This window comes from Acidovorax sp. Root70 (assembly GCF_001428225.1).
Lineage (GTDB): Bacteria > Pseudomonadota > Gammaproteobacteria > Burkholderiales > Burkholderiaceae_C > Acidovorax.
In genome coordinates, this window is the sequence record NZ_LMHQ01000007.1 from 43,662 (window position 1) to 63,349 (window position 19,688).

General features: G+C 66.3%; 20 protein-coding genes. 8 read left to right on the top strand and 12 right to left on the bottom strand.

Going from position 1 to position 19,688, the window contains the following annotated elements:
• Positions 1-90 precede the first annotated feature (90 nt).
• The 3 genes from ASD94_RS04910 to ASD94_RS23835 all read left to right on the top strand — a co-directional run bounded on the left by ASD94_RS04910 (position 91) and on the right by ASD94_RS23835 (position 1,975).
• Positions 91-1,059, top strand: a complete 969-nt coding sequence (locus ASD94_RS04910; RefSeq protein ID WP_056639411.1) for an MBL fold metallo-hydrolase — start codon at positions 91-93, stop codon at positions 1,057-1,059.
• Positions 1,037-1,699 carry a histidine phosphatase family protein gene (locus tag ASD94_RS04915; RefSeq protein WP_082576763.1) on the top strand — a complete coding sequence of 221 codons (663 nt, stop codon included), beginning with the start codon at positions 1,037-1,039 and terminating at the stop codon, positions 1,697-1,699. The genes ASD94_RS04910 and ASD94_RS04915 overlap by 23 nt, the downstream gene beginning before the upstream one ends.
• Positions 1,700-1,804: 105 nt before the next feature.
• Entirely contained in the window at positions 1,805-1,975 is a 171-nt protein-coding gene (locus ASD94_RS23835; RefSeq protein ID WP_015015224.1) for a hypothetical protein, read from the top strand.
• Between the two features lie 85 nt (positions 1,976-2,060).
• Here the strand turns inward: ASD94_RS23835 and ASD94_RS04920 are convergent, their stop codons facing one another.
• The 4 genes from ASD94_RS04920 to ASD94_RS04935 form a co-directional block, all read right to left on the bottom strand.
• Complete coding sequence (locus tag ASD94_RS04920) at positions 2,061-4,598, bottom strand: PAS domain S-box protein (protein ID WP_056639413.1); 2,538 nt, start codon at positions 4,596-4,598, stop codon at positions 2,061-2,063.
• A gap of 1 nt (position 4,599) precedes the next feature.
• Positions 4,600-5,397, bottom strand: a complete 798-nt coding sequence (locus ASD94_RS04925; RefSeq protein ID WP_056639699.1) for an ABC transporter substrate-binding protein — start codon at positions 5,395-5,397, stop codon at positions 4,600-4,602.
• A gap of 81 nt (positions 5,398-5,478) precedes the next feature.
• On the bottom strand, positions 5,479-6,174 hold the full coding sequence (locus ASD94_RS04930; protein ID WP_233247298.1) for an HD-GYP domain-containing protein: 696 nt from the start codon (positions 6,172-6,174) through the stop codon (positions 5,479-5,481).
• A 77-nt stretch (positions 6,175-6,251) separates the two neighbouring features.
• On the bottom strand, positions 6,252-6,623 hold the full coding sequence (locus tag ASD94_RS04935) for a response regulator transcription factor (protein ID WP_056639415.1): 372 nt from the start codon (positions 6,621-6,623) through the stop codon (positions 6,252-6,254).
• 180 nt (positions 6,624-6,803) lie between these two features.
• Here ASD94_RS04935 and ASD94_RS04940 point away from each other — a divergent pair, with 180 nt between their 5' ends.
• The 4 genes from ASD94_RS04940 (at position 6,804) to ASD94_RS04955 (ending at position 9,530) form a co-directional block, all read left to right on the top strand.
• The gene (locus ASD94_RS04940) at positions 6,804-7,442 is read left to right on the top strand and encodes a response regulator (protein ID WP_056639705.1); all 639 of its coding nucleotides are present in this window, start codon (positions 6,804-6,806) and stop codon (positions 7,440-7,442) included.
• A complete protein-coding gene (locus ASD94_RS04945) occupies positions 7,439-8,173 on the top strand; it encodes a response regulator (protein ID WP_056639417.1) in 735 nt (244 codons plus the stop codon). The genes ASD94_RS04940 and ASD94_RS04945 overlap by 4 nt, the downstream gene beginning before the upstream one ends.
• A 148-nt stretch (positions 8,174-8,321) precedes the next feature.
• Entirely contained in the window at positions 8,322-9,011 is a 690-nt protein-coding gene (locus tag ASD94_RS04950) for a glutathione S-transferase family protein (RefSeq protein ID WP_200954192.1), read from the top strand.
• Positions 9,012-9,026: 15 nt separating this feature from the next.
• On the top strand, positions 9,027-9,530 hold the full coding sequence (locus tag ASD94_RS04955) for a low molecular weight protein-tyrosine-phosphatase (RefSeq protein ID WP_056639421.1): 504 nt from the start codon (positions 9,027-9,029) through the stop codon (positions 9,528-9,530).
• Positions 9,531-9,548: 18 nt separating this feature from the next.
• On the opposite strand, the gene ASD94_RS04960 is transcribed toward ASD94_RS04955, so the two are convergent.
• The 7 genes from ASD94_RS04960 to ASD94_RS04990 form a co-directional block, all read right to left on the bottom strand.
• Positions 9,549-10,622 carry an XdhC family protein gene (locus tag ASD94_RS04960; RefSeq protein ID WP_056639423.1) on the bottom strand — a complete coding sequence of 358 codons (1,074 nt, stop codon included), beginning with the start codon at positions 10,620-10,622 and terminating at the stop codon, positions 9,549-9,551.
• A 29-nt stretch (positions 10,623-10,651) separates the two neighbouring features.
• Positions 10,652-11,284 (bottom strand): CoxG family protein, encoded by a 633-nt coding sequence (locus ASD94_RS04965; protein ID WP_056639425.1) that lies wholly within the window; start codon positions 11,282-11,284, stop codon positions 10,652-10,654.
• Positions 11,285-11,380: 96 nt separating this feature from the next.
• Positions 11,381-12,580, bottom strand: coding sequence for a VWA domain-containing protein (locus ASD94_RS04970; RefSeq protein WP_156391353.1), 1,200 nt, complete (start codon positions 12,578-12,580; stop codon positions 11,381-11,383).
• A gap of 25 nt (positions 12,581-12,605) precedes the next feature.
• Positions 12,606-13,532, bottom strand: a complete 927-nt coding sequence (locus ASD94_RS04975) for a MoxR family ATPase (protein ID WP_056639429.1) — start codon at positions 13,530-13,532, stop codon at positions 12,606-12,608.
• A gap of 109 nt (positions 13,533-13,641) precedes the next feature.
• Positions 13,642-14,433 carry a xanthine dehydrogenase family protein subunit M gene (locus tag ASD94_RS04980; protein ID WP_056639430.1) on the bottom strand — a complete coding sequence of 264 codons (792 nt, stop codon included), beginning with the start codon at positions 14,431-14,433 and terminating at the stop codon, positions 13,642-13,644.
• Between the two features lie 11 nt (positions 14,434-14,444).
• Positions 14,445-16,832: a xanthine dehydrogenase family protein molybdopterin-binding subunit gene (locus ASD94_RS04985; protein ID WP_056639432.1), complete on the bottom strand. Its 2,388-nt coding sequence runs from the start codon at positions 16,830-16,832 to the stop codon at positions 14,445-14,447.
• Between the two features lie 46 nt (positions 16,833-16,878).
• Positions 16,879-17,349, bottom strand: a complete 471-nt coding sequence (locus ASD94_RS04990; protein WP_056639435.1) for a (2Fe-2S)-binding protein — start codon at positions 17,347-17,349, stop codon at positions 16,879-16,881.
• Between the two features lie 489 nt (positions 17,350-17,838).
• On the opposite strand from ASD94_RS04990, the gene ASD94_RS04995 reads away from it, so the two are divergent.
• Positions 17,839-18,987 carry a helix-turn-helix domain-containing protein gene (locus ASD94_RS04995; protein WP_056639437.1) on the top strand — a complete coding sequence of 383 codons (1,149 nt, stop codon included), beginning with the start codon at positions 17,839-17,841 and terminating at the stop codon, positions 18,985-18,987.
• A 149-nt stretch (positions 18,988-19,136) separates the two neighbouring features.
• Here the strand turns inward: ASD94_RS04995 and ASD94_RS05000 are convergent, their stop codons facing one another.
• Positions 19,137-19,583, bottom strand: coding sequence for a helix-turn-helix domain-containing protein (locus tag ASD94_RS05000; protein WP_015015242.1), 447 nt, complete (start codon positions 19,581-19,583; stop codon positions 19,137-19,139).
• Between the last annotated feature and the right edge of the window lie 105 nt (positions 19,584-19,688).

Sequence of the window (19,688 nt, forward strand, 5' to 3'; positions counted from 1 at the left end):
TGCAAACAGGTTAGTGCGCCGACACACGCTTTCCTGAGGCTTGACGCTACAGTTGCGACTCATTAGTTCAACCCAAGACTGGATAGTTTCATGCTGTCACGCCGTCACTTCCTGGGCGCAAGCCTGGCCAGCACTGTTTACGCTGCGGGCTCATTCGTGCCCGTCTGGGCTCAGAACGCGCCCAACTTTGGTACGCCCACCCTGCCCAGCCCGGGCTTTAGGCGGATGAAGGTGGGCGATGTGGAAGTGATTGCACTGAACGACGGCATCACACGCCGCCCATTGGGCGAAGAGTTTGTGAAGAACGCGCCGCTGGCCGAAGTGCGTGCGCTGCTCGCATCGCAGAACCTGCCCACCGACTACATCGACGTGCCCTACACCCCGTTCCTGGTGGTGGCAGGGGCGCGCAAGATCCTTATCGACACCGGGCTGGGCGAGTTTGGCGGCCCCACCACCGGCAAGCTACTCGAAAGCCTGCGTGCCGCTGGCATGCAGGCCTCGGACATCGACACCGTGCTCATCAGCCACTTCCACGGCGACCACATCAACGGGCTGCGCAACAAGGCTGGCGAATGGACCTTCCCCAAGGCCAAGGTGATGGTGCCGGCGGCTGAACACGCTTTCTGGATGGACGATGCGCGCATGGCGGCAGCTCCCGCCGGCATGAAGGGCGCGTTCGAGAACGCGCGCCGCACCTTTGCGACCATGCCGGCCGACACGCTGGTGCGGTTTGAAGCAGGCAACGAGGTTGCCCCGGGCATCCAGTCGGTGGCCGCCTATGGCCATACGCCAGGCCACACGCTGTTTGAGCTGAAGTCGGCAGGCCAGAACTTCTTCTATGTGGCAGACCTGACCAATGTGCCCGCGCTGTTCGCACGCAACCCCGACTGGGCCGTGACCTTTGACATGGATGCCGAGGCGGCCCGCAAGGTACGGCGCGAGGTGTTTGCCCGCATCACCGCCAGCAACGCCATGCTGGGTGGCTTCCACTTCCCGTTTCCTGCCTTTGGCCGCGTAGCGGCATCGGGCAATGGCTATGCGTTCCAGCCTGCTGCCTGATACCGATGTTGCCGGGGGTCCTGCGAGCACGGACGGCGCACGCCTCACGCGGCGCACCCTGCTGGGCAAGGGCGCGGCGGGCGCCGTGGGTGGCGTCCTGGGTGTCGCGGCCTTGCAGAGCTGGGCCGCCCAGGAGGCGGGAGCAGAAGCCTTGCTGCGCCAAGGTGGCGTGGTAGCGCTGTTCCGCCACGCGCTGGCCCCTGGCACGTTCGATCCGCCAGGGTTCCGTCTGGGCGACTGCGGCACCCAGCGCAACCTGAACGACGAAGGCCGCGCCCAGGCACGGCGCATCGGCGAATGGTTTCAGGCGCGGCAGTTGCAGCCAACCAAGGTGTTATCCAGCCCATGGTGCCGGTGCATCGACACGGCCACGCTGGCCTTTGGCGCACCCCAGGTCTGGGCGCCGCTGGGCTCGCCCCGGGGCTATCCGGAGACCACTGGAGCGGCCCATCTGCGCGCTCTGCGCGACGCGCTGGCCGCAGCCTCCGCACGCAGCGGCCGGTTTGAAGTGTGGGTGAGCCACATGTTTGTGCAGGCCGGTCTGGCGCGAGACAGTACGAGTTCGGGCGAGGCACTCATCCTGCGCCGACAGGGCAGCGCTGCCCCGCAGGTTCTGGCGCGATGGGCACTGCCCGGCTGAACCTTCAGCCCCTTTCCTTGCAGGGCGTGGTGCCACCCGTTTTGGGGCCCGCAATGCACCTGTGGCCTAATATGGCCCTTTTCTCCACTTTCTCAGAGACCAATCATGGGCAACAAGATCGTCACCGAAGCAGACCGCAAGCGTACCCCCCAACCCAAGCCACTGCCCGGCGTGACGCTGAACACCCCCGGCCGCGGCCAGCGCGTGAGCCTGGAGCGTGGTGTCGCCACGCGCAGCAAGAAGAACCCTGGCAAGCGTTCGCGCAAGGGCGGCTGATCGGCCCCCCGGGGCGCTGCGGCGTCCCGCCAGCATCTACAAAAAAGCCCTCATCCGAGGGCTTTTTTGTGGGTGATGTGCCGATTCATTGCAGCGGGGCGGGCATGGTTTCGACCTGCCCTCTGGCGGGCAGGATGATGTGAAACGCGGCGCCGCTGGCAGGAATGTTCTCAGCGAAGATCCGCCCGCCCATGGCCTCGACGATCTTGCGGCAAATGGCCAGGCCCAGGCCCGTGCCGCCCGAGCCATCCTTGGTCTTGCTCGACTGCACAAAGGCCTCAAAAATGCTGTGCAGCTCTGTCGGCGGAATGCCGGGGCCTTCATCGCGCACCACCAGGTGGGTCTGGCCCTGAGGATCCGCGTAGCCCTCCAGCGTGATGGTGCTGCCGGGGGGCGAAAACTTGATGGCGTTGGCCACCACGTTACGGATCACCTGCTGAAAGCGCAGCGGGTCTGCCCTGGCCACCAACGGCGCATCGGGCATGCGCAAATCCATCATCAGGTGGCTGCGCTCCAGCAAAGGTTCCAGCTCGCGGATCACAGGGCGCACCACGCCACGCAGGTCAATGCGCTCCATATGGAACGTGCCCACCGTGCTCTCCAGCTTGGAGACTTCCAGCAGGTCGTTCACCAACGTGAGCATGCGCTGGCCTGCGGAATGGACATCTTCAAACATGCCCGCCAGCTTGGGCTGCGAGCGACCACGCAGCATGCCGAGTTCGGCAAAACCCAGAATGGACTGCAGCGGCGTGCGCAGCTCATGGCTCATGTTGGCCACAAACTCCGACTTGGCGCGGGATGCCTCTTCGGCCGCGTCGCGGGCCTCCTGGGTGGCACGCTCGGCCTCGCGGAACTCGCTCACATCCATCAGGATGGTGAGCACGCCGGTGACCTGGCCATGCTCATCGGCAATGGCGGCCTTGGCCAGGCGCGTGTCGCGGCGCGACCCATCGCCATGGCGTACCGGTGTTTCAACCAGGGCACGCCCACCCCAGCGCAACAACTGCTTGTTGGCCGACTCATGCACCTTGACTTCATCGGGCGGCAGACACTCACCCACGGTCTTGCCCAGCACGGCGGAACGGGTACGGCCTTTGTATTCCTCCCAAGCCTTGTTCACGCGAACAAAGCGGTCCTGCGCGTCGGTGACCGAGATGGGCAGCGGGTTGGTCTCCAGCAGCAGGTCCTGAAACGCAATCTGCGCCTGCAGTTGCTGCTGGGCCATCCAGCGCTCGGTTTCATCCACCGCACTGCCTGCAAAACCGATCACACGCCCGGCAGCCACCAGGGGCACCACCGCCACCTTGAACATCATCTCCTTACCCTCTGCCGAGCGGGACAGTACCTGGCACACCCGCACCCCATCGGGAGATCGGGAATCGATGGCCCGGGCCACGTCACTGCGGCTTTGTGGCTCCACCAGGTCATACAGGCGTTTGCCAATGGCACGGTCGGGAGAGGTGCCGGTCATGACGGTCCAATGGGCGTTCACATAGGTGATCACGCCCTGGACATCCGTGCGAAAAATCAGCTCCTGCACGCTGCGCATCAGCACCGACAGATCCCGCTCATTGCGGGCAATACGAGCCTGCGCTGCATCAATGGCCCGTCGCGCCCGCTCGCGGGTGCGCATGCCCCGCCATACCGCAAAGGTCAGGCCCAGCACCAAGGACACCATTGCCAACCCGATGCCAATCAGCGCACGGGCATCCGCCAGCCAGCGCTGCACGGCCGCCTGGTACGAGCTCTCGACCACCACCACCAGCGGCGTGGCCGCAGAGGCGCGAAAGCTGACAATCTGCCGCTCGCCCAGCAGACCCACGCCCAGATAAGTCGCGTGCTCCTGCCGGGGCAGGAACTTGCTGAACACTGGGATGCCGGTCACCTGCTTACCCGCCAGCGAAGCGGCCGCACCCGAAGTGGCGAGCACCTGCCCGTCATAGGAAGTGACCACCGAATCGAATATGTCTGACTCCAGCGTCAGGTGCTGAAAATTGGACAGCGAATCGGGGTTGACCAGCGCCACCAGCACTATCACCTGCCCGGCTTCATTCTTATAGCCATGCATCACCGGAATGAAAGCCACGCCCGCAGGGGCCGCCATCGTTGCCCCTCCAAGGCGCACACTTTGCAGGCTGCGACCCGGCGTAAGGCCACCCAGCACCGCCCGCCCCACCGCCACCGGAGGGCCAAGCCTTGCCAGGTCCACAAAACTCTCTACGTCGCCGGGCAGGGTACTGGCGACCACCCGACCACCGGTATCCACCACCGCCAGGCCGCGCAGAAATGGCAGCGCTGCCAACGCCTGGCCCAGGGCATCCTGCATGCGCCGGGGTTCTGAGACCACTGCCGTGAGGGCTGGCGACGTGGCCAACGACTCCAGCGCCAGCTCGGCCGTCTGCATGGTGCGCGTGGCTTGGTCTTCCAGCACCCGGGCCAGCATGGCGGCATGGTTCTGGTGGCTGATGCGCACCGTACGAAAGTCGTTCACGGCCAACGCACTGACCGCCACCAGCGCCGCCAACGCCGACAGCCCTCCGGCAATCAGGACCAGGTGGCTGGTCTGCAACACCCACGCGCGCAGCCGGGTCCAGACCGGTGGAAGCGCCGGTGCACCCGCCATATCAGCGCACCACGATGGCACTCAGGCCATTCTGGGCGGCGGCGCGCTGCAGGCGGCCGTCGGCTTTGATCCGCGTCACAAAGGCATCCACCGCGGCCAGCCAGGCAACATCCCCGCGCTTGACCGCATAGCCATACGGCAGCTCTGAAAATTTCTCGGGCGACTCGATGAGCCGGGCCCAGTCGGCGTTGTCCATCAGGCGCCGACTGTAGGGGTAGTCGGTCATGAACACATCGATGCGCCCTGCCGTCAGTTCGCGCTCACGCGTGGCGGGCAGCTGGATGCGCACCAACGTGGCCTGCTTGAGCCGCTGGGCCATGATGGGCTCCATGAACGTGCCGGCCTGCACGCCCACCAGTACCCCCGGCTTGTCGATGTCGGCCCACTGCCTGATCACCGTATTGGTTTTGGTCGTGATGCCGTAAATGTCGCTGCGCATGTAGGGCTGGCTGAAGGCGAGTTTGTCCATGCGCTGGGGCAACATGCCAATGGCGAACATGGCCACATCGCACCGGTCCTGGTTCAGGTCGTCAATGAGGGTGGGAAAGGATGAGTCCACGTACTCCACCCTGGCCTTGAGATCGCGCGCCAGCTCGACGGACAGATCAATATCGATGCCCCCGAGCTGCTGCGTGCGCGGGTGGCGGTAGGTCACACCATAGTAGTCCGGCCAGACGCACACACGCAGCACCGACTGGCTCTGCACACGGTCGGCCACCGGCCCTCCGAGGGCAGTGGCGGCACTCGCGGCCAGGGTCAGGCCCGTTGCGGTCAGCGCCCACTGTTTCAGCCACTTCATGGTCATCATCATTGAGAATCCTAGGGTCAACAAAGGCTGGGGCTTCTGCGTCAGCCTCCCGGTCAGGGGCAGCAAAAGGGGTCAGGGGGCGTCGATCAATGCATCGAACGACGGGCATTCCTGCGTGATCTTGCACCGCAGCGCATCGATGGTCTCGGCATGCGCCAAAAACGTGTCCACGATCACCGGATCAAAAGCACGGCCGCGCTCGGCTGCCAGCATCTCCAGCGCCACATGCACCGAAAACGCGGGGCGGTACACCCGGTCCATGGTCAGTGCGTCAAAAAAATCCACCACGGCGGTGATGCGGCCCGACAGCGGAATCGCCTCTCCCGACAGGCCGGCAGGGTAGCCCTGGCCGTCATAGCGCTCGTGGTGCGTGAGCGCCACGTCGGCCGCCATGCGAAACACGGGAATGTGCGAGCGCCCCAGAATCTCTGCACCCATGGCTGCGTGGCAGTTCATGGTCTGGCGTTCTTCGGGTGTGAGCTTGCCGGGCTTCTTGAGCACGCTGTCCGGGGTACCGATCTTGCCGATGTCGTGCATGGGCGCGGCCTTTCGCAGCATTCGCGCATAGCCTGCGGTCTGCCCCAGGGCAAGGGCCAGCGCTTCGGCCAGGTAGCCAATGCGCACGATGTGCACGCCAGTGTCGTCGTCCTTGAGGTCGGCCGCCGCCGACAGGTGCAGCAGTGCCGCATGGTGCGCGCGGGTGACCTCGCGCAGGGCTTCGTTGCGCTCGCGGTACATGCGTCCGAAGTCGCGCACAAACCGCTCCATCTGCGCCGCGGCAGCCTCGTCAAAGCAGCGCGCGTCGACGGGCGACAGGAGCGCCGGCTCCGATGACAACACGGAGGTCACTGCGCCGCCTCCATGCGGTAGATGGTCTCCAGCACCTGCAGCGTGCTGAAAGGCTTCATCAGGTAGTCGTCAGCGCCCGCTGCGAGGCCCGCCTCCTTGTCGCCAGACTGGACCCGGGCCGTCAACATGATCACCTTGGTGTGACGCATACCGGGATCGGACTTGATGCGTCGGCACACGTCCAGGCCGGTCAGAGTGCCCGGCATCATGACGTCGAGCAGCACGATATCAGGGTGGAGCTCGCTGGCCAGCACCCAACCCGCATCGCCCGTTGCCGCTTCGTGGATCTCAAAATCATCAAATTCCAGCGTCATCTTGAGCAGTTTTCGAATATCGATATGGTCTTCGACGATGAGGATTTTTTTCATGGCGGTGGCCCTTGTGGGGCATGAGAAACAGCAGGGGAGTACAAAAACCACAGAGGGGCGATTTTTTGCGATTGAGCAAATCATATCAATCATTTTTATCAAATGCAAGTTATCGCCAAATGAAAATTAGAGGAAAATGCGGGATCTATGCAATCTGACAACCCTCTCGGGGAACGCACCATGGCAGACCACTACACCACGCTCGAAGTCGCCAAGATGCTCGGCATGGCCGTGCGGTCTGTGCAGCTGATGGTGGACCGCAACGAGCTGGAGGCCTGGAAGACCCCGGGGGGACACCGCCGCATCTCGCGCGCGTCGGTAGAGCACTGGATGGCCGCCCATGGCGCTGGCGGCGCCACGCAGCTGCCAACGGCTGGCTCGCCGGGGGCCAACCGCCCTCCCAAGGCGCCGGCCGGTCCCGCCAAAGGGCGTGCGCCGCAAATCCTGCTGATCGAAGACTCGGTCCATTTCCAGAACCTGGTTGGTCTCATCGTGCAGCAGCACTTTCCAGGGGCGCAGCTGCATGTGGCCAACGATGGCATTACCGGCCTGGCGCTGTACGGGCAGACGCAGCCCGAAGTGTTGATCGTTGACATCCTGCTGCCAGGCATCGATGGCGCCACCCTGATCACCACGCTGCGCTCGCACCCCCAATTTGCGCGCAGCCACCTCATCGTGGTCACGTCGCTCGACGAGCAGCAGCGCGAGCCTTACGCCTTTGCCTTGCAGGGCGTGAAGGTCATTCACAAACCCCGGCTGGTGGCCGAGCTGCCGAGCGCACTGGCTGCGTGCATTCCACGGGCCCAGGTGCCTGCATGAGCGCGCCCAAAGTCCTGCTGGTAGAAGACGACAGCTCCATCGCACGCTTTGTGCAGATGGCGCTGGAAGAGCTGCCCATCGAGCTGGTGACCTGCACCAACGTGCCTGACGCCATGCGTGCGCTGCATGCCGGGCGCGTGGAACTCATCATCACGGACCTCATGCTGCCGGGCGAGTCAGGCATTGACCTGGTTCAACGACTGCTGCAGGAGCCTGTGCAGGGACGCAGCATCCCGGTGGCGGTGTTCAGCGCGGGCCTGACGCCGCCCGTGCGCGAGCAACTGCAAGCCATGAAGGTGTGGCGCATGGTGTCCAAGCCCGCATCGGTGGCAGCGCTGGAGGCCTGCGTGACCGATGCGCTGGCTCTGACATCAGCGACCCCAGCCTGCGTACCGGCTGCGGCAGCCGCGGCCCCCGATACGGCGTCTGACGACGAGGCGCAGGCCATTGCCACACACTTTGCCGGCGACGAATTTCTGTTCAAGGCCTACCGTGCCAGTTGCCTGCAGCAGTTTGCGACCGACGTGCGCCAAGGCGACGCCGCCTGTACCGCACAAGACTGGCCCGCGCTGCGGCGCCTGGCACACAGCCTGGCCACGGTGCTGCTCACCTTGGGCCATCCGGCCCAGAGCGTGCGCGCACGCCAGCTGGAAAACACGGCGGCCCAGTCGGCCGCCGAACCGTCCCTTGAGCACTGGCGCCTGCTGCGGACGTTCCTGCTGCAGCTCTGAGCCCCAGCACTGAGTGAAGGCGCACAGGGTATAGCCCCAGTTGGTATACCGGCCCAAGGCCTGAGCGAAGTCTGCCTGCGGACGGGCGCCCTGCCCCTGCACCTACCATGAAGGACAGGGTCCCTGAGGCCGGCATAAGATGGCGCCCATGATCACCCTGCACCACCTCGAAACCTCGCGCTCACAGCGCATCCTCTGGCTGCTGGAAGAGCTGGGCGTGCCCTACGAGCTCAAGGTCTACGCGCGCGACAAGGCCACCAAGCTGGCCCCGCCTGCGCTCAAGGCCATTCACCCCCTGGGCAAGTCGCCGGTCATCACGGATGGCGATGAGGTGATTGCCGAGTCGGGCGCCATCATTGAATACCTGGTGGAGACCTATGGCGAGCAGGCCCGGGGCGACCTGGCCCACCTGCAGCCACAGCCACGCACTGCCGAATACCGCCAGTGCCGATTCTGGATGCACTATGCCGAGGGCTCGCTGATGAACTGGCTGGTGATGAAGCTGGTGTTCAAGACCATCCCCACTCAGCCCATGCCGTTCTTCGTGAAGCCCATTGCGCGTGCCCTGTGCGGCACGGTGCAGCAAAAGCTCATCGATCCCAACGTGGACACGGCGCTGGCGTTCATTGAAGAGCACCTGGGCACCCACCGCTGGTTTGCAGGAGAGCACCTGACCATGGCGGACTTTCAGATGAGCTTTGCGGTGGAGGCACTGATGTCCCGCGCCAACGACGCAAGCCGCTGCCCGCACCTGCAGGCCTACCTGGAGCGAATGCATGCCCGCCCGGCCTACCAGCGCGGCATTGCCAAGGGCGGCCCGGTGGTGATCGGTGCCTGAACGCAGGCGACCACCATGTCTCGTTACGCGATTCTTTTCGTGTGCATGGGCAACATCTGCCGAAGCCCCACAGCCCACGGCGTGTTTCGCCACAAGATCACCCACAGCGGCCTGGCCCACAGCGTGGTGGTGGACTCGGCCGGCACACACAACTACCACCCCGGCGAGCCGCCCGACACCCGCACCCAGCGCCACGCGGCGCAGCGCGGCTATGACCTGTCGGACTTGCGGGCCCGACAGATCGCGGACGCGGACTTTGCGCGTTACGACCTGATCCTGGCCATGGACTGGGACAACCTGGCCCTGGCGCAGGACCTGTGCCCCCCCGCACACGCGCACAAGCTGCGGCGCATGACGGAGTTCTGCCTGCAGTTCGACAGCCCGGTGGTGCCCGACCCTTACTACGGCGGCAGCCAGGGTTTTGAAGAGGTGCTGGACCTGGTGGAAGACGCCTGCGAAGGGCTGCTCAGGCATGTACGGCGGCAGCTGCAGGCGCAGGTGCCGCCGGTGCAGCACTGACCTCCGGGACGAACCGAGCTACCGCACGCCGCACACCAGGGCGCTGGGGTCGTTGTGGGCCAGCTCCCGGTCGTTCTTGGCCTGGGCCACTTCCATGTCGCGCGGCAAGGTTACGCCGTTCTTCACGGCCAAAATCTCGGCCATCACACTCACCGCAATTTCGGGTGGTGTCTTGCTGCCGATGTAGATGCCAATGGGCCCGCGCAGGCGCTGCAGGCTGGCTTCGGTCTGGTCAAAGTGCTCGATCATGCGGTCCCGCCGCGCCTCGTTGTTGCGGCGCGAGCCGATGCCGCCCACGTAGAACGCCTCGGTGTTCAGCGCCTCCAGCAGCGCCAGGTCGTCCAGCTTGGGGTCGTGCGTGAGGGCCACCACGCAGGTGCGGCGGTCGGGCTTGAAGGCCAGCACCACATCGTCGGGCATGTCGCTCACCACCGTAGCGCCGGGCACGCTCCAGCTGCCCCGGTACTCCTCGCGCGGGTCGCACACAGTCACGGCAAAGCCGTTGAACAAGGCCATGGTGGCCAGGTACTCGGTGAGCTGCCCTGCGCCGATGAGCAGCATGCGGTACTCAGGGCCGAAGGTGTTGGTGAGCTGCTGTGCATCCACCTTGAGATCCTCGGGCGCCTGAGTGGGCGCCAGGGTCACGGCCCCGTCAGACAAGCGCACGGTGCGCTGCACCAGGCGCCCGGCGGCCAGCTGGGCAATGAGGTCCGCCAGCAGTGCGGGATCGGGGTCGTACTCCAGCAGCAGCTCCAGCGTGCCCCCGCAGGGCAGGCCAAAGCGGTGGGCCTCGTCGGCGCTGACGCCGTATTTGACGAACGATGGCGGGCCGCTGGGGATGCGGTGGTCTGAACCGTCTGCCGCCGCGCCCGCCTGTGCATAGGCGCGGGTGTGGCGGTCGATCAAATCGTCTTCAATGCACCCGCCCGACACCGACCCCACCACCGCGCCGTCTTCGCACAGCGCCATGATCGAACCCACCGGCCGGGGCGACGAGCCCCACGTGCGCACCACCGTGGCCAGCAGCGCGCGGCGCCCTGCGGCGCGCCAGCCCTGCAGTGTGCGCAAGACGACGACGTCCAAATTTTCCATGACTGACTTCCTTCCGCTGCCCCGAGCAATCAGCCCCGATTGAACCACCAGGCCAGCAATACGAGGGCCGCCACGCCAACACCCCACACCCACGCAGGGATACCGCCACCCTGGGTGGCGCTGCCCTCTTCCACGGTGCCAGGCTGGGTGACGGCATCGGCGCTGGCCGATGCGTCTGCTGGAGGGGCTTCAGCGCGCGGAAAGCGGCGCTGCATCTCGTCGTCAAACCGCTTGAAGAAGTCTTCGGCCATGCTTTTGGCGGCGCCGTCGATGAGGCGCTGGCCCAGCTGCGCAATCTTGCCGCCCACCGAGGCGTGCACGGTGTAGTGCAGCTCGCAGCTGGCCTGCCCGGCCGCATCGGCGGGCAGGGGCACCAGCAAAACCCGTGCATTGCCCTTGCCAAAGCCTGCCACGCCGCCGGAGCCGTCAAAGGCGATGTTGTAGCTCTCGGGCGGCACGATGTCGGACAGAGTGATCTTGCCCGCGAACTTGGCTGACACGGGCCCGATCTTGAGCGCCATGGCCACCGAATACTGGTTCGCGCCCGTGGGCTCAACCTTGTCGCAGCCGGGAATGCACAGCTTGAGCACCTCAGGGTCGTTGAGCGCCTCCCAGGCCTGTTGTTGGCTGACGGCAAGGGTTCGGCTGGCTTGCATTTCCATGGTGGGTCCTCTCGGTCTTTAATGTGTGTGGATGTTGTGGGAATTCAATCGGTCCGCTGCATGGCTGGACTCAGTGCGGCGTGGGGCACGGCGCCGTCATTGCCGCAGCACGCTCGCCAGGCTGGCAGCTAGGTCCTTCAGGTGGCTCAGGTTGTGCACGGCCACCATGCCGTGGGCCTGGCGGTGCAGAGCTGACGCACCGCGCGCCGTGGGGGCATACCCCTCGTAGCGCAGCAGGGGGTTGAGCCACAGCAGGCGACCGCAGTGGCGCCGCAGCCAGGCCAGCTCGCGCTCCAGCACCTCGGGTGTGCCCGTGTCCAGCCCGTCGCTGATCAACAGCACCAGCGTGCGCCGCCCCACCAAGCGCCGCGCGTGCTGCAGGCGCAGCTGGCCCAGGCTGTCGCCCATGCGGGTACCGCCCGCAAAGTCGGTGATGGCATGGCTGGCCGTCTCCAGCATCGCATCCGTATCGGCCAGGCGGAAGGCGGGCGTGAGGTCGGTCAGGCCGGTGCCAAACGCAAACACGTCACGGCGTACGGCGGCGCCGGTGTGGCGCGGTGCGGTGGCCGCGTGCAAAAAGGCCAGCAGCAAGCGGGCGTAGCGCTCCATAGATCCAGACACATCCACCAGCACCAGCAGCGGCAGCGGTTGCTGGCGTCGCTGCAGCAACGGGATGTGCAGCACCTCACCCCCACTGCGCGCCGCATGGTGCATGGCGCCGGGCCAGTGCGGGCGGCTGCCGCGGGCGCCCGGCCTGGTGCGGCGGGCGGCGTAGTGCGGCAAGGGCAAGGGCACGTCGCGCGCCAGGCGCTCTACCAAGATGTATTCGCTGGCTGATAGCTGGTTGAAGTCAGCCTGCCGCAGGCGCTGCAGGCCGCTGGCCGTCATGGCGGCATCGAATTCGATCTTGTCTTCTTCGCGCGCGGGCGGTGCGTTGCGCGCGGCACGCACGGGCGCCAGTGCCTCGCTCACACGCGGGCGGCGCTTGACGGGTTCGGCCTTGGACTCGGCGCTGGGCAGCATCTGTGCCAGCAGCTTCTGTGCGACGTTGGGGTTGCGAAAGTAGGCGTCAAACAGCTCGCAGAACACCATCCGGTCTTGCTCGCGGCTGACCAGCACGGCCTCCAGTGCGGCGCTGAAGTCCTCGCGCTGCAGGCCCACCAGCATCACCGCCTGCTGGGCCAGCGCCATGCGGGCAGCGTCCACCCGCACACCAGCGCGGCGCAGCGTGCGGCCAAAGCCGCTCAGGTTGTCGGCCAGCTTGCCAGTGCGGGCATCGCCGAGTTGAGAGAACATCGCGCCCTCGGCTATCGGGCGGCTCTCATGCATCGGCATCGGCGGGTTGCAGCAGCTGCACCGCCATGTCGCGGGTGAGCGCCGCGACATCCTCACGCTGCTTGAACAGGATGCCTGCGGTATCGGACACCACCTCGGGGTCCACCACGAGGGTGTCCAGCGCGACCAGCGCCTTGGCCCATTCCACGCTCTCGGCAATGCCCGGTGCACGCTGAAAGGCGTTGGCAAACGGCTGGCTGCGCAGCCGGCCCACAAATTCTGCGACCTGCACTGCCAGCGCCTCGCTAGCCCCGGGCACCTGCGCGCGCACGATGGCCAGCTCGCGCTCGCGCTCGGGGTAGTCCAGCCAGTGGTACAGGCAGCGGCGCTTGACGGCGTCGTGCAGATCGCGCGTGCGGTTGCTGGTGAGGATGGTGACGGGCGTGGCCGTGGCGCGCACGGTGCCGATCTCGGGAATGCTCACCTGGTACTCGCCCAGGTACTCCAGCAAAAAGGCCTCGAACGGTTCGTCGGCGCGGTCCACCTCGTCGATCAGCAGCACGGCGCCCGGCGCTGGTGCCTGCAGTGCCTGCAGCAAGGGGCGGCGGATGAGGTAGCGGTCCTGGTACACCTCGCGTTCCACCTGCGCCATGTCGGCGCCGCCCTGCCCTTCCGCAGCCCGCATGTGCAGCAGCTGGGCGGCGTAGTTCCACTCGTACAACGCCTCGCGCTGCTCCAGGCCGTCGTAGCACTGCAGGCGGATCAGGCTGCGCGACAGCACTTCCGAGAGGGCCTTGGCCAGCGCCGTCTTGCCCACGCCGGGCTCGCCCTCCAGCAGCAAAGGCCGCTGCAGCTTGAGCGCCAGAAACACCGCCGTGGCCAGACGACGGTCGGCAAAATAGCCCACGCTCTGCAGGGCCTGCACCAGGGCATCGATGGAAGCCGGAACCGGCGCGGCGTTCAACGAGTTCATTGCTATCCAATTCATAGCTGCCAGCGCATGCTCTTATAGCGCTAGCGGCCCATTTCACTCAAAAACCCGCCACCGGGTGCCGCACCACGGTAGCGGGGTCGCCCTCATTTCATCCCAGCATCTGCTGCACAGCGCGCTGGGTTTGCACGCTGATGAGGTTGGCGCGGTAGGCAGCGCTGGCGTGGATGTCGGCGTTCAGGTCGCTCGCGTCGATCTTGACGCTGGCCGCCGACTCCGGCGTGAAGCTCTGGTTGAGCGCAGCCTCCAGCCCCGCGTGGCGGAACACGCTGCTGGCCGCACCGGTGACGGCCACGCGCACGCCGCTGTCGGTCTGCGCCACAAACACCCCCACCAGCGAGAAGCGCGATGCCGCCTGCTTGAACTTCATGTACGCGGCGCGTTGGGGGATGGGAAAGCGGATGGCGGTGATGATCTCGCCCTCATCCAGCGCCGTGGTGTACATGCCCACGAAGAAGTCGTCGGCCGTGATCTCGCGGCGGTTGGTGATGACCGTGGCGCCCAGGCCCAGCACCGCGCTGGGGTAGCAGGCGGCGGGGTCGTTGTTGGCCACCGAGCCACCCAGCGTGCCGCGTGCCCGCACCTGACGGTCGCCGATGTGGGCAGCCAGGTCGGCCAGTGCCGGGATGGCCGACTTGACCTCGCTGCTGGCCGCCACGTCCATGTGGCGCGTCATGGCACCGATGACCAGCGCGTTGCCTTCACGGCGGATACCCGCCAGCTCGGCAATGCCGTTCAGGTCCACGATCTTTTCAGGGTTGGCCAGGCGCAGCCGCATGGACGGCAGCAGGCTTTGCCCGCCCGCGAGCAGCTTGCCGCCCTGGGCGATGAGCTGCGCGGCAGCGGCGGTGGAGGAAGGAGCCTCAAAGGTGAATGCGTACATGGTTGGTCTCCTTATGCCTTGGCGCTTTGGATGGCTTCCCACACGCGGTGGGGCGATGCGGGCATGTCGAACTCCTTCACGCCCAAGGGGCGCAGCGCATCGAGCACAGCGTTGATCACCGCCGGTGGAGAGCCGATCGCCCCGGCCTCGCCGCAGCCCTTGGTGCCCAGCGGGTTGTGGGTGCAGGGCGTGCACACATGGCCCAGCTTGAACTCGGGGAAGTCGTCGGCGCGCGGCATGGCGTAGTCCATGAAGCTGCCGGTGAGCAGCTGGCCGGTTTCGCGGTCGTACACGCAGTTCTCCAGCAGCGCCTGGCCGATGCCCTGCACCAGACCGCCGTGCACCTGGCCTTCCACGATCATGGGGTTGATGATGGTGCCGAAGTCGTCCACGGCGGTGAACTTGTCCACGCGCGTCACGCCGGTCTGCGGGTCGATTTCCACCTCGCAGATGTAGGTGCCTGCGGGGAAGGTGAAGTTGGTGGGGTCGTAGAACGCTGTTTCGTTCAGGCCCGGCTCCAGCACGTCCAACGGGTAGTTGTGCGGCACGTAGGCTGCCAGCGATACCTGGCCGAACGGAATCTTCTTGTCGGTGCCCCGCACGGTGAATTCGCCGCCCGCAAAGTCGATGTCGGCGTCGCTCGCTTCCATCAGGTGCGCGGCAATCTTCTTGGCCTTGGCCTCGATCTTGTCCAGCGCCTTCATGATGGCTGCGCCGCCCACGCTGATGGAGCGCGAGCCGTAGGTGCCCATACCGAACGGCACGCGGCCCGTGTCGCCGTGCACGATGTCCACGTTCTCCACCGGAATACCCAGGCGCGCGGCCACCACCTGCGCAAAGGTGGTCTCATGCCCCTGGCCGTGGCTGTGCGATCCGGTGAACACCGTCACGCTGCCCGTGGGGTGCACGCGAACCTCGCCGCATTCAAACAGTCCTGCCCGTGCGCCCAGCGCACCGGCGATGTTGGACGGCGCAATGCCGCAGGCCTCGATATAGCTGCTGTAGCCAATGCCGCGCTTGAGACCCTTGGCCTCGCTGGCGGCCTTGCGCGCGGCAAAGCCCGCCACGTCTGCCAGTTGCTGCGCCTGCGTCATGCACGCGTGGTAGTCACCCACGTCGTACTGCAGCGCCACCGGTGTCTGGTAGGGCCAGCTGGTGATGAAGTTGCGCTTGCGGATTTCGTCCTGCGAGAGGCCCATTTCCCAACCGCAGCGGGTCACCAGCCGCTCCAACAGGTACGTGGCCTCGGGCCGGCCCGCGCCCCGGTAGGCATCCACGGGCGCGGTGTTGGTGAACCACGAATCCACCTCCACATACACCTGCGGCGTGGTGTACTGGCCCGCCAGCAGCGTGGCGTACAGGATGGTGGGCACGGCGCTGGCAAAGGTGCTCAGATACGCGCCCAGGTTGGCGTGGGTGTGTACCCGCATGGCCAGGAACTTGCCGTCCTTATCCATCGCCATCTCGGCGTGGCTCACATGGTCGCGGCCATGCGCGTCGGAGAGGAACGCCTCGCTGCGATCCGCCACCCACTTGATGTTGCGGTTGAGCTTCTTGGCGGCCCAGGTCAGGCACACGTCTTCAGCGTACAGATAGATCTTGGAGCCGAAGCCACCACCCACATCGGGCGCAATCACACGCACCTTGTGCTCGGGCAGGCCCATCACAAAGGCCGTCATCAGCAGGCGCTCGACGTGCGGGTTCTGGTTGCTGACGTACAGCGTGTATTCGTCGCTCGCGCGGTTGTAGCTGCCGATGGCCGCACGCGGCTCCATGGCGTTGGGGATCAGCCGGTTGTTGATCAGGTCGAGCTGGGTGACGTGGGCGGCGTTGGCAAATGCGGCATCCACGGCGCCCTTGTCGCCGATGGCCCACTTGAAGCAGTGGTTGTCGGGCGCGATGTCGTGCAGCGCAGCACCTGCCACGGCGCCCGATGCGGCGTCGGCCACGTTCACCACGGCAGGCAGCACGTCGTAGTCCACCTCTACCAGCTCGGCCGCATCGCGCGCCTGCTGCTGGGTCAGCGCCACCACCATGGCGACGTGGTCGCCCACATAGCGCACCTTGCCCTGGGCCAGGATGGGGTGCGGCGGCTCCTTCATGGGCTCGCCGTTGGTGCTGGTGATGAGCCAGCCGCAGGGCAGGCCGTTGATGTTGTCGGCGGCCACATCGGCGCCGGTGAACACGCCCAGCACGCCCGGCGCGGCCTTGGCGGCGTCGATGTGGATGCTGTTGATCTTGGCGTGGGCGTGCGGTGAGCGCACGAACACCGCATGGCTCTGCGCGGCCAGCACCACGTCGTCGGTGTACTGGCCCGCGCCGGTCAGGAAGCGGTAGTCTTCCTTGCGCTTGAGCGATTCGCCGATGTGCGGCAGCTTGGAAAAGTCGGATGCACCCATGGTCTTGTCTCCTTGGATTGTTCTGGCGTGGGGACGGCGGGCGCGCTCAGGCGCCAGCCATGGCCTTCTGGCCGACCTGCACTGCGCGCACGATGTTCTGGTAGCCGGTGCAGCGGCAGATGTTGCCTTCGAGCAGTTCGCGGATTTCGCCTTCGCTGGCGTTGGGGTGGTTCTTGCACAGGTCCACCGCGCTCATCACCATGCCGGGGGTGCAGAAGCCGCACTGCAGACCATGGCACTCCTTGAACGCCGCCTGCATGGGGTGCATGGTGCCGTCAGCAGTCGCCATGCCTTCGATGGTGGTCACATCGGCCCCCTCGGCCTGCACCGCCAGCATGGCGCAGGATTTGACGGCCCGGCCGTTCACATGCACCGTACACGCCCCGCACTGGCTGGTGTCGCAACCCACATGGGTGCCGGTGAGCATCAGGTGCTCTCGCAGCGCATGGACAAGCAGGGTATTGGGAGGGACGTCAAAACTGGCAGCGCGCCCGTTGACCGTGAACTGGACTTGCATCTGGCTGTCTCCTGGAGTGGTTTTGGCTGGATAGGCGCGCGCTCACGATCTCGCGGAGGGGATCAGGATCACGCTCATCGCTCGCGCATCTTCTGCCGCGCCCCAACGACCATCCCTAGGGACAACCCTAGATTTCCAGGACGTCTCGCCGGATATTCTCAAAATGAAACATGCTGCAATGCACACTAGTCCACTGAATCCGGGAAATCGGGGGTGCGCCAGGGCTGCGACGGGATGCACGGCAAGGCGCCTGGCGCAGCCAAGGCTGGCTGCCTTGGCAAGTCAGGCAACACCGCCGGGTACCCGCCGCAGCCCTGGCCCGCAGGGTGAGGGTCTGGCAAGGCCGCACTCGTTGTTGCCGCGCTCGCCGGGTGTACAACACGGCTACGCCCGGCGCCTAGATTGCGGCCTTGCCAGACCCTCACGCACCCCCGATTTCCCGGATTCAGTGGACTACCGCATCATGCGAGCCTCCAGGAGCCCATTCACATGCTGATCTCCGCGCCCCACCCCTCTGCCGACCGCCACGCGCTGATTGCGCAGGCGCGCCAGAGCCTGCTGTCCGACGGTGCAGCGCCCGTGCGCGCCGAGGTGGAGCCGTGGATTGCACGCTCCTGGCAACGCTGCCTGGCGCGGGGCCTGGAGCCCACGCGGCACCTCGCCTTTGACGCTGTCAGCGCGACGGCGCTGCGGCACAGCCAGGAGCAGAACCACCACCTGCTGCGCGCGGCCCGGCCGGTGCTGGAGCAGTTGACCCGGGCCATTGCGGGCATGCGCTACTTCGCCATGCTCACCGACGCACGCGGCATCGTGGTCGATGTGCAGGGCCATTGCGACCGGAGCGACCCGCGCGCCAGCGCCATTGGCCGCGTGGGCATAGACCTGTCGGAAGCCGCCGTGGGCACCACCGCCATTGGCGCCGCGCTGGAAGAGCTGCAGCCCGTGTGGCTGCACCGGGGCGAGCATTTTTTTGACGACAACGCCAGCTACAGCTGCGCCGGAGCGCCGCTGTTCGACCCCCAGGGCCGCTGCATGGGCATGCTGGACCTGACGGGTGTGGATGTGCCCGAACGGCCCGAGCTGCGCCACCTGGTGGCCCGGTCGGCCCGCGCCATGGAAGACGCACTGCTGCTGCAACTGCCCCATGCCCTGCTGCTGCGCGTGAACTGGCCGGGCTGCCCGCTGGGCGGTGAAGGCGACGGCCTGCTGACGCTGGACGCCGACGGCTGCGTGGTGGGTGCCAACAGCATGGCCCGCCAGCTGGTGCCGCAGCCCCTGCGCACCCCCGGCCTGCCCGGCGCCCGGACCCACTGCGGCGACCTGCTGGCCATGCCCTGGACCATGCTGTTCGACGCGGCCCGCCAGCAGCGCCGGGAACCGCTGGATTTGCCGCTGTGGTCGGGCCTGCGGCTGCACGCGCTGGCGCAGCTGCCTGCGCACGCCCGCACCGTGGGCGACACCCACACAGCGGCGGTGCCAGGCATTGCATCCGCGCCCGCCCCGCTGCGCGAGGCCGAAGTGGCCATGATCCGCCGCGCGGTGCAGGAAGCGCGCGGCAACGTGGCCGAGGCGGCGCGCGCGCTGGGCATCAGCCGCGCCACGGTGTACCGCAAGCTCGGCGCCCCCAAAGGCGGGTGACGGGCCCGCGCCGCTGCCCACACCGTCGTGCAGGCGCCCGGCGACTCCATGTCAAGCCCTATTGGCCGATAGCGCTAGTGCAATATGCCTGAATAGCTATCAAATAGATAGCAATCAAGTCACCCACAAACCAGGGCGCGTTGGGCAGCTCAGGCACGCGGCCGGCGCAGCCCCACCACCGGCTGCGCGCTGCGCCGCTGCTGACGCTCCAGCGCTCCGTCAGCGGCGGCTTTCAGCAGCCGCTGGAAGGACGGGCACTGGGCGTGGCTCTCGGCCGGGCAGGCGGCCGCGTGCCGCAGCCCATTGCTCATGGCCTTGAGGCGCTTGACCATAGTGTCGAGTTCGTCGGCCTTGCTTGACAGCAGCTGCCGGTCGATGTTCGGCTCGCCACTGGGCAAGAACATGGACCGGATGTCGTCCAGCGAGAAACCGGCCGATTGCCCCAGCGCAATCAGCGCCAGCTGGTCCATCACGCCGGGCGCAAACCGGCGGCGCTCCCCCGGTTGCCCCACCGACTGGATCAAGCCCTTCTCTTCGTAATACCGCAGCGTGGACGCCCGCAGCCCGGAGCGTTTGGCGACTTCGGCAATGTCCATGAAAAAACCTCTTGACCTCAAGTTGACTTGAACTTCTATATTCCGTTCAAAACCTTCTCCCGTCAACTTTCCGAGGTGTTTTGATGACTCTCTCACTGCAAGACA

Excerpts from the sequence above, each read along its gene's own strand:
- ASD94_RS04945 (WP_056639417.1), top strand. The coding sequence starts at position 7,439 with ATGAGCGCGCCCAAAGTCCTGCTGGTAGAAGACGACAGCTCCATCGCA.
- ASD94_RS04955 (WP_056639421.1), top strand. The coding sequence starts at position 9,027 with ATGTCTCGTTACGCGATTCTTTTCGTGTGCATGGGCAACATCTGCCGA.
- ASD94_RS04915 (WP_082576763.1), top strand. The coding sequence starts at position 1,037 with ATGCGTTCCAGCCTGCTGCCTGATACCGATGTTGCCGGGGGTCCTGCG.
- ASD94_RS04910 (WP_056639411.1), top strand. The coding sequence starts at position 91 with ATGCTGTCACGCCGTCACTTCCTGGGCGCAAGCCTGGCCAGCACTGTT.
- ASD94_RS04985 (WP_056639432.1), bottom strand. The coding sequence starts at position 16,832 with ATGGGTGCATCCGACTTTTCCAAGCTGCCGCACATCGGCGAATCGCTC.
- ASD94_RS04995 (WP_056639437.1), top strand. The coding sequence starts at position 17,839 with ATGCTGATCTCCGCGCCCCACCCCTCTGCCGACCGCCACGCGCTGATT.
- ASD94_RS04925 (WP_056639699.1), bottom strand. The coding sequence starts at position 5,397 with ATGAAGTGGCTGAAACAGTGGGCGCTGACCGCAACGGGCCTGACCCTG.
- ASD94_RS04960 (WP_056639423.1), bottom strand. The coding sequence starts at position 10,622 with ATGGAAAATTTGGACGTCGTCGTCTTGCGCACACTGCAGGGCTGGCGC.
- ASD94_RS04950 (WP_200954192.1), top strand. The coding sequence starts at position 8,322 with ATGATCACCCTGCACCACCTCGAAACCTCGCGCTCACAGCGCATCCTC.
- ASD94_RS04965 (WP_056639425.1), bottom strand. The coding sequence starts at position 11,284 with ATGGAAATGCAAGCCAGCCGAACCCTTGCCGTCAGCCAACAACAGGCC.
- ASD94_RS04990 (WP_056639435.1), bottom strand. The coding sequence starts at position 17,349 with ATGCAAGTCCAGTTCACGGTCAACGGGCGCGCTGCCAGTTTTGACGTC.
- ASD94_RS04970 (WP_156391353.1), bottom strand. The coding sequence starts at position 12,580 with ATGTTCTCTCAACTCGGCGATGCCCGCACTGGCAAGCTGGCCGACAAC.
- ASD94_RS04930 (WP_233247298.1), bottom strand. The coding sequence starts at position 6,174 with ATGGAGCGGTTTGTGCGCGACTTCGGACGCATGTACCGCGAGCGCAAC.
- ASD94_RS04920 (WP_056639413.1), bottom strand. The coding sequence starts at position 4,598 with ATGGCGGGTGCACCGGCGCTTCCACCGGTCTGGACCCGGCTGCGCGCG.
- ASD94_RS04940 (WP_056639705.1), top strand. The coding sequence starts at position 6,804 with ATGGCAGACCACTACACCACGCTCGAAGTCGCCAAGATGCTCGGCATG.
- ASD94_RS04935 (WP_056639415.1), bottom strand. The coding sequence starts at position 6,623 with ATGAAAAAAATCCTCATCGTCGAAGACCATATCGATATTCGAAAACTG.
- ASD94_RS04975 (WP_056639429.1), bottom strand. The coding sequence starts at position 13,532 with ATGAACTCGTTGAACGCCGCGCCGGTTCCGGCTTCCATCGATGCCCTG.
- ASD94_RS23835 (WP_015015224.1), top strand. The coding sequence starts at position 1,805 with ATGGGCAACAAGATCGTCACCGAAGCAGACCGCAAGCGTACCCCCCAA.
- ASD94_RS05000 (WP_015015242.1), bottom strand. The coding sequence starts at position 19,583 with ATGGACATTGCCGAAGTCGCCAAACGCTCCGGGCTGCGGGCGTCCACG.
- ASD94_RS04980 (WP_056639430.1), bottom strand. The coding sequence starts at position 14,433 with ATGTACGCATTCACCTTTGAGGCTCCTTCCTCCACCGCCGCTGCCGCG.